This window comes from Selenomonas sp. KH1T6, assembly GCF_900108415.1.
GTDB lineage: Bacteria > Bacillota > Negativicutes > Selenomonadales > Selenomonadaceae > Selenomonas_B > Selenomonas_B ruminantium_A.
Map to the genome: position 1 here is coordinate 251,372 of NZ_FNWN01000002.1, position 15,229 is coordinate 266,600.

Genomic DNA, 15,229 nt, shown 5'->3' on the forward strand with positions numbered 1-15,229 from the left:
GGAAAAGAACTATCTGCTTTGGGGAGGTGGAGCGCATGAAGCAGCATTACGTCATGCCCGTGGGGGTGGATGACTTCCGACGGGTACGGGAAAAATATTATTATGTGGACAAGACGGATTTCATCAGGAAACTCATAGATGGTCATGCCGCGGCCACCCTTATTACCCGACCACGGCGATTTGGCAAGACCCTGGCCATGAGCATGCTCTATTACTTCTTCACCATGAAAGAGGCAGAGTGGAACAAGGCGCTCTTTGAAGGCACAAAGATAGAGGCCGCAGGTGAACGGTACATGGGGGAGCAAGGGACGAAGCCGGTGGTGTTTCTGAGCTTTAAGGATATCAAGGAAAATTCCATGGGGGATATGCTTGAGTCCTTTGCTTCACTAATGAAGAAGGTTTACCAGTCTTTCAGGTATCTTTTGGAGAGCGAGGTGCTCTATCCGGAAGACAAGGAGAGTTTTCAGGCTATCTTATCCGGCAAGGTATCCAAGGTGGAATTGCAATACTCACTGAGCAACCTGACCGATTATTTGGCCCGCTATCACAAGAAAAATGTCCTGGTGCTCATTGATGAGTATGACGCACCTATTCAGGCTGCCTGGGATAACGACTACTATCCAGAAGCCATCAATTTTGTGCGCAATTACCTGAGCTCCGTGCTGAAGTCCAATCCCAATCTGGACTTTGCCGTCTTGACTGGCGTGTTGCGCATTGCCAAGGAGAGCATCTTCAGCTCTTTGAATAACTTGGATGTTGCAAGTGTTGCTTCCGGGAATTATCTGGATGCCATGGGCTTCACTTATGGGGAAGTACAGAAGATGGCGGCAGACTTTGAGATGGAGGAAAAGCTGCCAGAGATAAAAGAGTGGTATGATGGCTATGATTTTGCGGGGCAGGAAATTTATAACCCGTGGTCTGTTATCAACTATTTCCAAAAAGATTGTTGTCCTGCCACATATTGGGTCAATACTTCCAGCAATAGTATTTTGAAACAGTTGCTGGAAAATGCCACGGCTGCCCAGACGAATGAACTTGCTGAGTTGTTGCATGGCAAGACTGTATCTGCGGAACTTATGGAGGGGATCATCTACAGTGATATAAGCGAAAACAGCGATGCCCTGTATTCCATGCTGCTGAATACAGGCTATCTTACCATGGCAGATTATCCCGATCCCTACACAGGCGACGACTGCACCATGAGGATACCGAACTGGGAAATACAGACTCTCTTCAAGAAAGAAGTCATGCGGTATTTGACAGGCATAGGCTCAGATGCGAAAATGCTCAAGAAGCTTTTGAGCAGCTTGCTTACTGGCAAGGCTGCGGATTTTGAGGCGGAACTTTCCGGCTTCCTGTGCGCTATGGCAAGCTTCTATGATACTGGTGCCAAAGAAAGCTTTTATCACGGCCTGGTGCTGGGCTTGCTGGCCACGCTGATGCCGCGCTTTGAGGTGGTCAGCAACCGGGAATCCGGCTATGGCAGATTCGACATCGCTATCTTCCCCGGCAAGAACCAGACAGCAGGTGCCCTGCTTGAGTTCAAGGTGGCGGAGAGCGAGGGAGAACTGGCCATACGGGCCAAGGAAGCCCTGGCACAGATAGAGGAGAACGCCTACACCGCAGAGTTTGAGCGGCGCGGGGTAAGTGATGTGTGGCAGTATGGCATTGCTTTCTGCGGGAAGAAGTGCCATATCGAGGCTGCAGAGAAATAGTCAAATCAAATTGTTAATTGACGCTTTTTGCTTTACAATGTAGAAAACGATATGCAGGTTCTAGGAAAAACTGAAAACCTTGGCTGAGGCCGGGAAGCGGCTATTTTCCGTCGAGGTTTTCAGGTTTGGCAAAAACATGCTTGAAGCTAGGTGTAGCAAGGGTTGAGGAGGGTTGAGACCATGTTTTTTAAAACATGTTTTTCCGTAGCAGGCAGGATTTTCGGGAAAAATGGCGAAGATTTTCAAAAAGCAGGATTTCAGCACAACTCTCACCTGCTTTTCGGGCGACAGAGTTGAAGGCCTGCCCTTACCGCTTGCGGTATCGTAACCCAAACTGATCCTTCATTGCCTTCCTCATTTCTTCGAAGTTGAAGGCCTGCCCTTACCGCTTGCGGTATCGTAACTTATTGACTTTGTCCCAAGCACACTCAAGCATGAGGTTGAAGGTCTGCCCTTACCGCTTGCGGTGTCGTAACACCTTTCGGCCAGATTTTATAATAGCGGAGGTGTTGTGATTGAAGTACATTATCTGCTATGACATCAAAGAGGATAAGATTCGCAGCAGCGTGGTGAAGTATCTTGAAGACCACGCTTTTCGTATTCAATTCAGCGTATTTTCTTGCAAATGCAGCAGCAGGGAAATCAAGTCTATATGGGAAGCCTTGCTGCATATGACAGAAAATGCTGATAATCCTCTACTGATGGTGATACCTGTCTGCAAAGACTGTGACAAAGGAATCCTCATGCAAGGCAGACCTTTGGAAGAAGACCGTTCCGTGATTGTCGTATAAGGGGAGCAATGGCATGAGTGTACTTTATCTGCTCTCAAAGGGAAGTAGCGCAAAAAAAGATGGCGGCAGGATTGTCATAGAAAAAGATGATCAGCTGATAGGCCGCATGCCCATCAGAGCCCTGACTTCCGTGGTAGTAGGCCCTTCGACCACTATAACCACAGCGGCTGTCTATGCCTGTCTGGAGGCAAAAATCCCCATCTTCTTTGTGGACAAAAAATGCTGCCTTTTAGGGCAGCTGGCTGACGATCAGGCTACATTACCTGTCATCAGGCAGCAGTTTGCCACATTGGAAGCCCCGGCTTTGTCTATGCAGTTAGCCAGGTCTGTGGTAGCAGAGAAGATAAAAAATCAATACCGCTTGCTGAAGAGCTACACCCGCACAGTGCAAAATCAGCAGCTTACTAAATCTCTGAATGCGCTGAAGGCAGAGCGGAACAAGGCAGGCTCCTGCGAAACGGAAGATAGCCTGCGGGGGCTTGAGGGCAGCTGTGCGCGGAACTACTTCGCGGGCTTCGGCGCTCTGCTGGATAACAGAACCTGGCACTTCAAAGGGCGTACACGTCCTGCCACGGATCCGGTCAATGCCTTGCTGAACTTCGGCTATGCCTTCCTGGAGCGGGAAGTGCGCATCGCCATCATCGGCCAGGGACTGGATGCCCGCATAGGTTTCCTGCATAGCAACAATAATCGCAAGGACAGCCTGGTATTTGACCTCATGGAGCTATTCCGTCAGCCTGTAATTGACCGCTTCGTGTTGAATCTGTTGCGTATGCAAACCTATAAGCTGCAGGATTTTGAGAAAAATGATGAAGATGAGTGCCGCCTTACCGATGAAGCCCGCATGCTCTGGTTCCATAGATATGAGGACTACATGGAGAAGCCCTATCAGGAGTATGACGGTCTCTCTCCCCGGCAGCTCATACAAAAGCGGGTAGAACAGTTCCGTCAGGAGCCGCTATACCCGCTGAAATCCTCAAAATAAAGGAAGATTAGATGTTTGGGCTCAGAATGAAGAATAGGAGAAGATATGAGGGAAGCCTGCAGGAAAAACTGAAAATCCTGATTGGGTCTGGGAATCGGCTATTTCCCGTCGAGGTTTTCAGTTTTTTACAAAACACGGCTGAAGCCTTATGTAGCAAGGGGAGAGGAGGTCTGGATCTATGTTTTTGAAAACAAGTTTTTCCGCAGCAGGAAGGATTTCCGGGAAAAATGGCGAAGCTTTTCAAAAAGCAGGATTTCAGCCCAACTCTCACCTGCTTTCCGGGCGACAGAGTTGATGGCCAGCCCTTACCGCTTGCGGTATCGTAACCGTGATGAAGAAGCCAAGACCGGCAAAGCCATCCGGTTGATGGCCAGCCCTTACCGCTTGCGGTATCGTAACAGATTCCTCCCTTTGAATCTAAAGAGTTAATACGTTGATGGCCAGCCCTTACCGCTTGCGGTATCGTAACAGAGAACCTTAGAAGGTAGAGATGCTTCAAGCTCATCGTTGATGGCCAGCCCTTACCGCTTGCGGTATTTTTTACAGGCGTATAGCCTGTATTTTTTTTGCCTAAAATGCCAGAAACACTTCTCAGGAGTGGTTATATCAAGTGAGAGAGTTAAAGCAGATAACGAAAGGAGCTATTATGTCAGTTTTCATCAATCACAGTAATCACCCTTCGGCTAACTGGTCGCAGGAGCGAAAGGAGGCAGCGCTTGCCTATGGTGGCATTATGGATATGCCTTTTCCAGAGTTGCAGGCTGATTACAGTGAGCAAAAAATCAATGAGGTTGTCCAGAAGTATCATTCAGAAATCATGGCTATGTCTCCGGCGGCGGTGCTTTGTCAGGGAGAATTTACCTATACTTATGGGCTGGTTAGACTTCTAAAGGAGCATGGTATAACTGTCCTGGCAGCCTGTAGCGAGCGCCTTTCCAGAGAGGAATGGCAGGGCGACGTATCTCGCAAGGTATCATATTTCAAATTTGTGAAGTTCCGTGAGTATTGAGGGATGTACGGCAATGACAAAAGCAGGGGGCAAAACTTTAATTGGCAGGATTTTGCTGAAAGAAGGCGAAGATTCCCAATGATATATTGGAGTTGTAGGGGGGAAGGTTATGGATTTTAAGGCGATACTTTTTGATACACGGTCAATCCAGCAATACATTTTCTCCGGAAATCAGCTAAAAACAAACATTGGCGCTTCCTATTTAGTGGAGACGCTTTTCTCTGATGCTTTGATTCGTGCGGTGGAAAAGGTATGTGGTGCTGGCTCCATTGATCAGGAGACATGGCATCAGGTGGTGGAGCCGGACTGGGAGGCCATGGATACTCCATGCCGTGTGGGCTATATAGGCGGCGGCAATGCCCTTTTGCTGTTCCGTCCCGAGACAGAGACACAGAAGCTTCGGGAGGTAGTCAGCACTTTTACGAAACTTGCTCTGGTAGAGTACCCCGGCCTGAAAACCGGAGCGGCTATCGGCACTGTCTCCATGGATAAGGACGGGAAATTCCTGTTGAATGCAGATGGCAAGAGCGGCCTTGACCTGTTGCATGAAGAACTGAAGAACGCACAGAATACCGTATTCCCGGAGGTATCTCTGCCCTATACGGGACTTACTTTGTCCTGCTCAAGCAATGGCGAAACTGCCAATGTTTACGACGAGGAAGATGAGCATTTCTACTCCTGGGAGATAGAGACGAAAATCCTGGCTGACAGGAAAACCGGCGAGGGGGAAGCACCGGCAGAGAGGGAACTCATGGACAAGCTGCGCAGCGTCATTGCCGAAGAAGATAGGGAGGACTATCTGAGGGGATGGGCCTTCCCCACGAAGTTTGACGAGCTGGGCCAGAAGGAGAAGGAAGACTACCTGGCTGTAGTCCATATAGATGGCAACAATATGGGCAAGCAGTTCCGCGAATGCCATACCCTTACCAAGAGGAAAAACCTTTCTATCTCTATACGCAAGAAAACAATCTGCGCCTTCAATGCTCTGGTTGACGATATCCTGTCCTGCTATGGCGATTGGGACTTCTTGAAGAGAGTCGAGCGTCCGGATGGTGAGATCTTGCTGCCCATCCGTCCCTTGATCCTGGGTGGTGATGACATGACCTTTGTCTGTCATGCCAGGCTTGCGCTGCAATTTGCGGCTTTTGTCATGAGCGAGCTGAAGGAAAACGGGATTTGCAGCTGCGGAGGCATTGCCATCCTGCCCACATCGTACCCCTTCTTCAGAGGGTACGAGATGACCGAGCAGCTGTGCGGTGAGGCCAAGAAGCGCATGCGCCAGGATGATGCTCCCTCCTGCTGGCTGGATTTTGCCATTCTCCATGGGGAGCAGGCTTCTCAGCTTTCCCAGATCCGTGCGCAGGAATACCATGATGTGCTGGGGCGCAATATGCACTTTGGCCCCTATCGGGTGGATGCTTCCGGGGATATGCCGGAGGCCCTGGACAACCTGCTGCTGGCCATGCAGGAGGTACATTTTGGCCCGCACAAGATGCCCATGAGCAAGCTGAAAGAGATGCGCAGAGTCCTGGCCGCAGGCAGGCACGAGCAGATCCAATTCAAGCAGCAGCTTGATTATCTGATACGCACGAATCCCCATAGCATGATGCGACTTCCTGCGGTGGAAGCGTGGAAACCCTATGAGAAGGAACTATGGGCAGAGGACAGGACACCCTATGTGGATATGATTGAAATGCTGGATTTCTGCGCATTCGGGGAGGTGGAGAATAGTGGCAGGGAAGGATAAGAAAAAAGCAAGCAAAAAGGAACAGCGGGAACTGGAAAAACAAAGACGCATAGCCATGGGGCAAAATGCTGCCAAGATAAAGCAACAGCCCAAGGAAGCACCACGGCCCGTGTCGAAGCAGAGCGATACGAAAGAATTCCCGGAAGCCAAAATCAATAAGATTGCCTATGATTACTTCACTTTGAGAGTGCATACCCAGTCACCTCTGCATCTTGGATCCGGACAGGCTGATGTGAATGTGGATGCGGAAGTCATCCATGATGAGGCGGGGCTGCCGTATTTTCCTGCCAAAAGGCTGAAGGGGCTTCTGTATGAGAGCGCCCTGGAAGTGACGGAAATGAACACCCCTCTGGGTAATGGCGCAGAGCTGCGGGAGGAGCTGGACGCTCTTTTCCACCATGGCAGCCAGGGGAAAGCCCGGCTCATTATACCCAACTTGTATCTTGAGGGGTATGAGGACATGAAAGAGGACTGGCAGTATCTGCAGCGTGCCTATCCTGAGATTTTCACCGTCAATGATGTGCTGGAACAGTATACCTCTCTGCGGTATCAAACGAGACTGGACAGGAAGACAGGGACGGCGGCAGACGGCTCTCTCCACAATATGCGCGTGGTGGAAGCAGGTCTGTACTTCGAGGGGAAGATAGAGGTCATCGGTGGTACAGCGCGGCACTTCAAACTGCTGGCGCTGGCCTTCAAGAATCTGACCCAGGCAGGGGTAAAGCGCACCCGTGGCTTTGGCAGTATCGACTGCCTTATGCTGCAGGATGGCAAAGATATACGCACTCCCCTGATAAAAGACGTTTTCAAGGAGGGAAAGAACAGATGAGGCAGTTGGCCATCAAAATCAAGACGGTTTCGTCGGTCATTCTTTCCACCAAAGGCAATACCGACGTCATGACCGCCACCTACGACTATTTCTCCGGCAATATCCTGCGGGGCATACTGGCAGGACGCTATATAAAAAAGGCGGACCTGGGTAAAAAAGCCCACGAGGACAGGGACTTTGTAGAGCTGTTTTTCCAGAAGCTCCGCTTTGTGGATGCCTATCCTGTAAACAAGACCACGGGATGCAGAAGCATGGTGATGCCTCTGTCCCTGCAGAAAATCAAAGACGGAAACAGCATCATTGATCTGCTGCAGCAGGATTCAGAAGCGAATTATAAATCCCTGCGTGGCTTTGGCTCCATAGAGAAGGGGAAAATCTACTCCACGGAAATAAAGAAAAACATCACCCTGCACATGAGCCGCAGTGACAATGGCAGCCAGGACGACAAAGAGCGCCTGGCCGGACGTTCCCTCAAAGGAGGCATCTACAACTACGAATCAATAGCACCTGGCCAGTCTTTTGAAGGATATATCTTCGGCAGTCAGGAAGCATTGGAAAAGCTGACAGCTGTACTGCAGGAAAAATCCTGGCTGGCTCATGTAGGCCGCTCCCAATACACACAGTATGGCAGCTGCAGCATTGAGCTGGGCAGGATAGAGGAGGTTCCCCTGGTACCGAGAGAGGAGGGCAGATGCGTCTGCCTGCGCCTTGATACCCCGCTCCTGCTGGCGGGCCTTACTAGTGATGCCCTGAAGGGATTGGAAGAATTCGCCAGGGCAATGAATGAACGCTGCCAAAGGGAGGCATTCCATATCCAAAGCGGGAAACGGAAGATATTTTCCAAGGCTGAAAAGGCTGACAGCTTTGTTGGTGTCTGGGGTATGAAACGTACCAGGCTGAATGCCTTGGCAGCCGGCACTATCTTCATTCTCCAGAAGGATGAGGATTGGAACGACGAAGACTGGCAGCATCTGACCCGGCTCTGCTATGAGGGCATAGGCCTCCGCACTGAGGAAGGCTATGGGCAGGTCCGCGTGTGGCGGTGTCCCAGGCTGGAGTATGCCAAAACGCCAGACGATGCAAAGCCGCCAAGGCGCACTATCAAATCAGGCAAGGTGGCAAAATTGGCTCAGGAGATAGTGGAAAAGAAGATGCGTGAAGCCGTCAGGCTTTTTGCCGCAGAAGATGTGGAACAGGCAAGAAAATATTTCCCACAGGATGCCAATCATCTCTTCGCACGTTTGGATAGCATGCTGGATGAAAAGAGCAACTACTGCCGCAGCAATATGCAAAATAATCTGGCGGCAGAAAAAGGCGGTGAGAGTACGCCTCTGACCCGGATGCTGCGCAAAGTAGAAGTCAACAGGACAGGTCTGGGCGAACTGCTGGAAAATACTCCCCTTGACAAAATGCCCTACAACAAGTGCGACTGGCAAAGTGTGCTGTCACCGAAGATTCACGAGGCTCTGGCAGATATCGATGACAAGCTGTCGTTGGATGAACTGAAAAATAATGACAAGCTCTTCTATGAATATTGGCACTGGTTCTTCCGCAATGGCCGGAAAGCCGAGAAGCTGGAAAGGTGGTGGGATGATGAGTAAGGGAAGCATTCGCGGCAAGCTCTGCATAGCGGGGAATCTTTTGCTGAAAGCCCCGCTGCTGATAGGCATGGGCGGCCATGAGGAAGGCAGTCAGACAGATATCCAGATTTTGAAGGATAAGAAGGGCTATGCCTTTATCCCCGGCACCTCTCTGGCAGGAGTGCTGCGCCAGTACGTTGAAGGGGAGAATCCCCGGGCGGCAGCACTGCTTTTTGGCACCGATCTGGAGCAGCCCTTTGCCGATGAAATGAAGCTGCAAAGCTCAACCATCATCTACGACATCAAGCTCAGCAACGTTACGATTGTCCATCGTGACAGCGTCAATCTGGATGGACTGACGGGGACTGGCATCAAGCATGGCAAGTTCGATTATGAGGTCATAGATAAGGGAGCTCATGGCACCTTTGTGGCAGAAATCATCCTGCGAAATATCCATGAAAGTGACAAAGATTTGCTGGAAAAAACTCTGGTGAGGCTGGGCAGTCATCTGGCAGATGGGTTCCATTTGGGAGCACGCACAGCTATAGGCTTTGGCAAGGCCGTCCTGGAAGACATCAGCATAGCTGTATATGACTTCCAGAATGCAGATGACACGGCGGCCTATTTTCTGGATCAGCCTCCCAGAAGGCACAGCCTTTTCGAGAAAAAGGAATCAGAGCATGCTTACCCAGAGGACAGCTTCGTGGTAGATGCAGATTTCCTCCTGGAAGGGGGGCTTATGGTCCGTGACAGCGACAAATCCCATCTGACTGGCAGCGGGGCAGAGGAGGGCAAGCTTGATGCCATTATGATGCGTGACAGCGACGGAAAATGGCTGGTGCCTGGATCAAGTCTCAAGGGAGTGCTGCGCCATCGCTGTGAGTACATACTTCAGTCTCTGGGAAAGAATACAGATATGTTGGAATCCCTAATGGGGCCTGATCCTCAGAAACTGCGCGAACATCTTTCACCCAAATCCCGCAGCCGTTTCCTGGTGGATGAAATCCGCCTGAGCGAAGCTGTGCAGTCTTACCCACAGACACGCATAAGGGTAGACCGCTTCACAGGCGGCACTATCGATTCAGCGCTGTTTACCTCAATGCCTGTCTGGCAAAAGGAGACAGATAAGCGTGCCCTCACTATGCATTGGGAAATAAGCCATGCCCAGCCCTGGGAGATAGGATTGGCCCTGCTGCTGCTCAAGGATGCCTGGCTGGGACGGATTGCCATCGGCAGTGGCAAATCTATCGGTTATGGCAGACTGCGCGGCCTGAAGGCTGAGCTATACTACAAAGGCAAGCCCTTCTCACGCTTGGAAGGCCCGGGCATCCAGACGGAGGAAGCCGGGAAGCTGCAGAAGTTCGTCGATGAGTTCATAAATATGAAGGAGGCAGGGGCATGAATCATGAAGCGCTTTTGAGGCCTACGGAAATCAAAGCCGGAAAGAGCCTCATAAAAGATATAGCTATTCCTGCCGCTGCAGCCGGGTTGCAGGCAAAATTGCAGGAATTGGATTTTCAGACGGGATTAGTTGTCCTCTGGCAGATAAATGCCATCAGCTGGGGCAAATGGGAAGGGGGGCAGCTGCACTTCCCGGAGACAGCCCCCCAGGACGGCTTGCTTCTGGAAGTGAGGGTGTTCAATGAAAATGAGGAACTGCACCTGCTGAAGCAGGTAGGCGGTTTTGAAGGCCGTTACCGCAAAGATGGCGAGGGCGAAGAAGCTGAGTATATTGATTCGGCCTCCAGATTCTGGGGCAGGAAAACAGAAACTCAGGAGTGTGCAGAAGGATATATGAAACTGGTTGACGGTGACCGCAAGCTGCAAATGCTGCTCCCGGCCATAGAGGCAGAGGCGGAATACTATGCTCTGGAGACACGCAGCTATGTGGGTATCAATGAGCAGACTGCCCAGGCAGGATATGTGGACTACAGATTCAAGGCAATACGGCCTGTTTATGTGAAGGGAGATGCAAGATGATGCCCAGGCAAGCAACAGCCCCGTACAACTTTGTCTCCCTGCCGCCCAAGGTATTGTCAGCGCCCTTTGACGGTGGAGCCGAATCAGATGAGGAACGGCAGGAGAACTACCGCCGCCATGTGCTGTCCCAGGGGAAATTAAGCGGCTATATATGCCTGTCCATCAAAACCATGACAAGCATCTTCGTAGGCAACGGCGGCAGCGAGTTTTTCAGTCCCAATGGGGTCCCGGTCATCCCGGGCAGCTCTATCCGGGGCATGGTGAAGAATATCTTCAAGATAGTGACCTGCGGCGCCATGCGCGGCAATAAGGAAGATGCGGACTTCAACGACAAGCATCTTTATTTCCGTGCCATGGCGGCAAAGAAGAATTCTGATGCTAAAAAGTGCTATCTTCGCGATGTATATACATCCCGCGTAAAAAAAGAGAATGTGCAGGCAGGTTTTCTAATCCACAACAAGGTTGAGAACCAATATTACATGGTATATACCGACTTCCAGGAGATAGACGTCAGAGCCGGAGAGATAAGCAGGAAACCACCTGGCATAAATTGGGAAAGTGACGGCGGAGTTGCGACCTATACGGGGCCTATGCCGAGAAAACATCATTACACAATTCACAGTGTACCCAACTGGTCTCAGAAAGTGTTGGTGGAGCAGGAGGTGATAGAGGCGTATAAAACTGATGAGACGCGCAAGGGGGTAGATTTATTTGACCAAAAATATTGCAAGAGAAATAATGAGGCTGCTGATTTCACGGGAGATGATGAGATAGATTTCGTCGCGCCCTGCTTCTTCGTGGAGGAGAATGGACAGATAGGACATTTTGGCTTCGGCAGATTTTACCGCATACCTTACAAGCAATCCATTGGCATGGCGGTGCCAAAAGGCTTGCAGACAGATGTTATTGACTACACAGATGCGCTTTTCGGCCGCAAGGAATTGTGGGGGAGCAGGCTTTCCTTCGAGAATGCCGTCTGCACCAGTGGCAGGGCTGCCCAGGAAAATCCCGCCTATGCCAAGATCCTCAGCAATCCCAAGCCCACCTCTTTCCAGCTTTACCTGCATCAGGATGACCCCAAGCAAATCAAGCATTGGGATTCCAATGGTGCCTGCATACGCGGGTATAAGATGTACTGGCACAAGAAGATGTCATGGGTAAATCCTGAGCAGAAAGAAACCAATATGTGCCTCCATCCTATACAACCTGTAAAGCCCGGGCAGGTATTCCAAAGCAGGATACGCTTTGAGCGCCTTAGCAGGGATGAACTGGGAGCGCTGCTGAAGGTCTTCGAGCTGTCCCGGAAAGATGAGGAGCTTTGCTTCAAGATTGGGCAGGGGAAATCTATCGGCCTTGGCAGCATCCGTGTAGAAGCCACGCTGCAGCTTGATGGGGATTCCTATTACAGGCAGCTTTTTGATGACAGCGGCCAGTGGCATACCGCCGAAACAATGGCAGATTTCTCCGAGTATGTGGCAGAATTCGAAGAAAAACTGAAGTCCGGCTTGTCCAAGGAGGATTATCACCGCTATCAGATTGCTCAAGGAGAACTTTCGCATCTGCTGGACTGGAAGAACACTTCTGCGCCTGACTGGAATGATAAGACTGCTGCCATGGATATCAATGACCCGGAAGGACCCTTCCAAAACCGCTTGATATTGCCTTTGGCCAGGGAAGTGAAATAAAGGTCGTCCCTATCCCTGCTTATCTGCAAAGTCCAAGGGGGCAAATATATGTCGAATGAACCGATTTACAATATCATGCTGGCCTTCGTCAGCCTGGTGCTGCAAAGAAGCATAGATAATCCAATCCGCTATTGGGGGGTAGGCGGGAAGCCCTATACGGCCATACAGACCAATGAATCTGCCATCATCGCGGTACAGCGCGAGCTGGGGGACAATCCTTTGGATGCTGTTTTCCTGGTATCCAGCGAAAAGGTGGAGACATTTGATGCCCCAAAGACTGAGAAGTATGGGATGCTCACCCACATAAACTTCCTCAAGAAGCGGCTCATAGAGGCTGATGAGCGCTTGTCCGGCAAGCTACATAGCATAAGATACTACGACGGCCTGGACAATATCGACGAGTCCCTGCGAAATGTCACGAAGATTGCCGGACAGATAATGGACTATGCCCAGGAACATCCCCAGGCCAGGATAAGGCTCTACGCCGACATGACAGGAGGATTCCGTTATAACTCCGTGATGATGCTGACGATTATGCAGCTTTTGCAGTATAACGGCATTGAACTGGGCAAAGTCCTCTATTCTGACCCGGAAAGGCAGACTGTCTTTGATGCCACTTCCCTCCTGGGGCTGTTCAACCTGATCAATGGTGCAGATGAATTCGTCAAGTTCGGCAGTGTAGAAGGGCTGCAGGAATACTTCCAGACCGCGCCAAAGACAGAATCACTCAGCAACCTTCTGAAAGCCATGCAGCGCTTCTCTGATGCCATCAAGATGTGCAGGACCAGCCTCATCAAGGATGAGCTGAAGACGCTGAACGTCTACCTGAAGGCTTTCAAGGAAAATCATGGAGATACGCTGCAAGAAAATCTCTTTGCCAGTATCATCACTACCCTGCAGAATGAATACGGACCTCTGATACAGGGGCGGGCCACAGAATTTGATATTATCCGTTGGTGTACGAACAAGGGCTTCCTGCAGCAGGCCATGACACTTTGCACAGAGTGGATGCCGCCATATTTGGTGAATACCAAAATTGCCTACACGGACGATCCCAGAGTTTTGCTGTTCTGTGAAAGTGAAGGCAGAAGGCAGGGACGTTCCTGGCAGTATTATTTTATCGTCAATTATACAGACAAGGGCGGCAAAGCTTCAAAAAATGAGGCTGATAATCTGACCTTGGCTGAATTCATCAAAGCAGATATTTTGGCTTTCAACTCCGGCCACAAGGAAACTGGCGAGCTGAAAAGTTCCAAGTATCCTAAGGTGGTTTCTTTCTGTGATGCCTTGGCAAAGGCAGGATATGATTTCACTATGTTAAAGAGCAGGATGCTGTCCTTTGATGAATTTGAAAAGAAATATGCCATGCTGGGGAAAGCGCTGCGGGTTATACATAAAGAAAGTCAGCGAAATGCCAGTAGAATGAGATCGCTTCAGGATTTCTGCTATGATATTCCCCAGGAAAATATTGCCAACAGAATAGCTGAACTGCAGGTGCAGGAAATCTACGATTTGTTTGCTATCCCCAGGGAAGATTACGGCGAAGGAGCAATGGCAGAAGAAGTGCGCAATGAATTCCTGAGCGTCCTGGATGACAAGTGGAACAAACACTCTGACCGCTACTATTCCCTGTATAAGAAAAACTGTCTCAAGAGCAACTATCGCTACAAGGAGATGCTGGAATGCCTGAAGGAGTATTTCCAGATTCGTGTGGAGAGAAACCAGATCAATCATGCCAACACGGAAGATGTCACCTCTGTCGATGAGGTGCGCTCCATGATTCTGACTCCTCTTGAACATTGGGCCAGTCTGGTTGCCGGCAGGTCAAAATAGTGGTAGTATGTTCGTTGCCGAAAAATAATAGGAGAATGGTTATCTAAGATGATTGGTGCTATAGTATATGAATTGAGAGCCGTCAGCAGCGACAGCCTGCCCCTCTATCATGGACAGCAGCTGCATGGATTGTGTTTCAAGATATTGAAGGATTACTCTTCTGCGCTGGCCGCCTATGTCCACGACCAGATGTCCATCAAGCCCTTCACCTCTGCAGAATTGGCTTTTCCCGGCAAGAGGGGAGCGGCTAACAACCGTCTGTATGTGGAGGAAGGACAGCTGCTAAGATGGCGTGTGACGGCCCTGAGTGATGAGGTGCTGCAGGCTTTTCTGAGCCTGCAGCCAGGCTCCCGCCTTTCTCTGGGAAGGCTGCAGCTGGAAGTAGTGCGTGTATGCGCAGATCCGGATCTGTGTGCCTATTCTGGCGTAGTGGAACCAACAGAGATGCTGGCAGAGTGCTTTTCCTGCTCTCTGCCGGCATCTATAACCATGGATTTTAAATCTCCTGCCACCTTCAAGTCAGGCAAGAATGATTTCCCCTGGCCCCTGCCGGAGTATGTGTTCGGCTCCTTGGCGGATAAGTGGGAGGCATTGAAGATGCCTGGGGATATATCAAGGAAATTGGCAGCGGAAGCAGCCAACGCCATCCTGCCTCTGGCCTGGCAGGGGAAAAGCTGCTGGATTAACCTGGCCCCCAAGCGTAGCGCCAGAGGCTTCGTAGGCAGGTTCACCTATGGCCTGAATGAGCTACCGGATACATATAAGGGCATCATGGCCGTACTGGCCGCCTATGCAGAATTTGCAGGCGTCGGCCGCTGGACCTCTCATGGACTGGGGCAGGTACGCATCATAGAGGAAAACTGAAAACCTGAGCGGGGGCCCGGAAACGGCTATTTTCCGTCGAGGTTTTCAGTTTTTGTAAAAACACGGCTGAGGCCAGGTGTGGCAAGGGGAGAGGAGGTATATCTCTGTGTTTTTGAAAACAAGTTTTTCACGGCAGGCAGGATTTACGCCAAAAATGGCGAAGGTTTTCAAAAAGTAGGATTTCAGCCCAACTCTCACCTACTTTCCGGGC

12 protein-coding genes are annotated in these 15,229 nt (G+C 50.5%); all 12 read left to right on the top strand.

The annotated features are described in order from the left end of the window. The first annotated feature begins 35 nt into the window (after nt 1-35). Nucleotides 36-1,715, top strand: a complete 1,680-nt coding sequence (locus BLW59_RS02650) for an AAA family ATPase (RefSeq protein ID WP_081348343.1) — start codon at nt 36-38, stop codon at nt 1,713-1,715. 515 nt (nt 1,716-2,230) lie between these two features. Then, complete coding sequence (gene cas2 / locus BLW59_RS02655; protein WP_074695878.1) at nt 2,231-2,506, top strand: CRISPR-associated endonuclease Cas2; 276 nt, start codon at nt 2,231-2,233, stop codon at nt 2,504-2,506. 13 nt (nt 2,507-2,519) lie between these two features. Continuing rightward, nucleotides 2,520-3,491: a CRISPR-associated endonuclease Cas1 gene (gene cas1, locus BLW59_RS02660; RefSeq protein ID WP_074695880.1), complete on the top strand. Its 972-nt coding sequence runs from the start codon at nt 2,520-2,522 to the stop codon at nt 3,489-3,491. 646 nt (nt 3,492-4,137) lie between these two features. Next, a complete protein-coding gene (locus BLW59_RS02665; RefSeq protein WP_074695951.1) occupies nt 4,138-4,500 on the top strand; it encodes a hypothetical protein in 363 nt (120 codons plus the stop codon). Between the two features lie 109 nt (nt 4,501-4,609). Next, nucleotides 4,610-6,247, top strand: coding sequence for a hypothetical protein (locus BLW59_RS02670; protein WP_074695884.1), 1,638 nt, complete (start codon nt 4,610-4,612; stop codon nt 6,245-6,247). Next, a complete protein-coding gene (locus BLW59_RS02675) occupies nt 6,231-7,076 on the top strand; it encodes an RAMP superfamily CRISPR-associated protein (protein WP_074695886.1) in 846 nt (281 codons plus the stop codon). Before BLW59_RS02670 ends, BLW59_RS02675 begins: the two co-directional genes overlap by 17 nt. Then, a complete protein-coding gene (locus tag BLW59_RS02680) occupies nt 7,073-8,677 on the top strand; it encodes a hypothetical protein (protein WP_074695888.1) in 1,605 nt (534 codons plus the stop codon). The genes BLW59_RS02675 and BLW59_RS02680 overlap by 4 nt, the downstream gene beginning before the upstream one ends. Next, entirely contained in the window at nt 8,670-10,058 is a 1,389-nt protein-coding gene (locus BLW59_RS02685) for an RAMP superfamily CRISPR-associated protein (RefSeq protein WP_074695891.1), read from the top strand. The genes BLW59_RS02680 and BLW59_RS02685 overlap by 8 nt, the downstream gene beginning before the upstream one ends. Continuing rightward, complete coding sequence (gene csx19, locus BLW59_RS02690; protein ID WP_074695893.1) at nt 10,055-10,636, top strand: CRISPR-associated protein Csx19; 582 nt, start codon at nt 10,055-10,057, stop codon at nt 10,634-10,636. Before BLW59_RS02685 ends, csx19 begins: the two co-directional genes overlap by 4 nt. Further along, nucleotides 10,633-12,321, top strand: coding sequence for a TIGR03986 family CRISPR-associated RAMP protein (locus tag BLW59_RS02695; protein WP_074695896.1), 1,689 nt, complete (start codon nt 10,633-10,635; stop codon nt 12,319-12,321). The genes csx19 and BLW59_RS02695 overlap by 4 nt, the downstream gene beginning before the upstream one ends. Nucleotides 12,322-12,369: 48 nt before the next feature. Further along, nucleotides 12,370-14,154 carry a TM1812 family CRISPR-associated protein gene (locus tag BLW59_RS02700; protein WP_074695899.1) on the top strand — a complete coding sequence of 595 codons (1,785 nt, stop codon included), beginning with the start codon at nt 12,370-12,372 and terminating at the stop codon, nt 14,152-14,154. Between the two features lie 48 nt (nt 14,155-14,202). Continuing rightward, on the top strand, nt 14,203-15,018 hold the full coding sequence (gene cas6, locus BLW59_RS02705) for a CRISPR system precrRNA processing endoribonuclease RAMP protein Cas6 (protein WP_074695902.1): 816 nt from the start codon (nt 14,203-14,205) through the stop codon (nt 15,016-15,018). Nucleotides 15,019-15,229 lie beyond the last annotated feature (211 nt).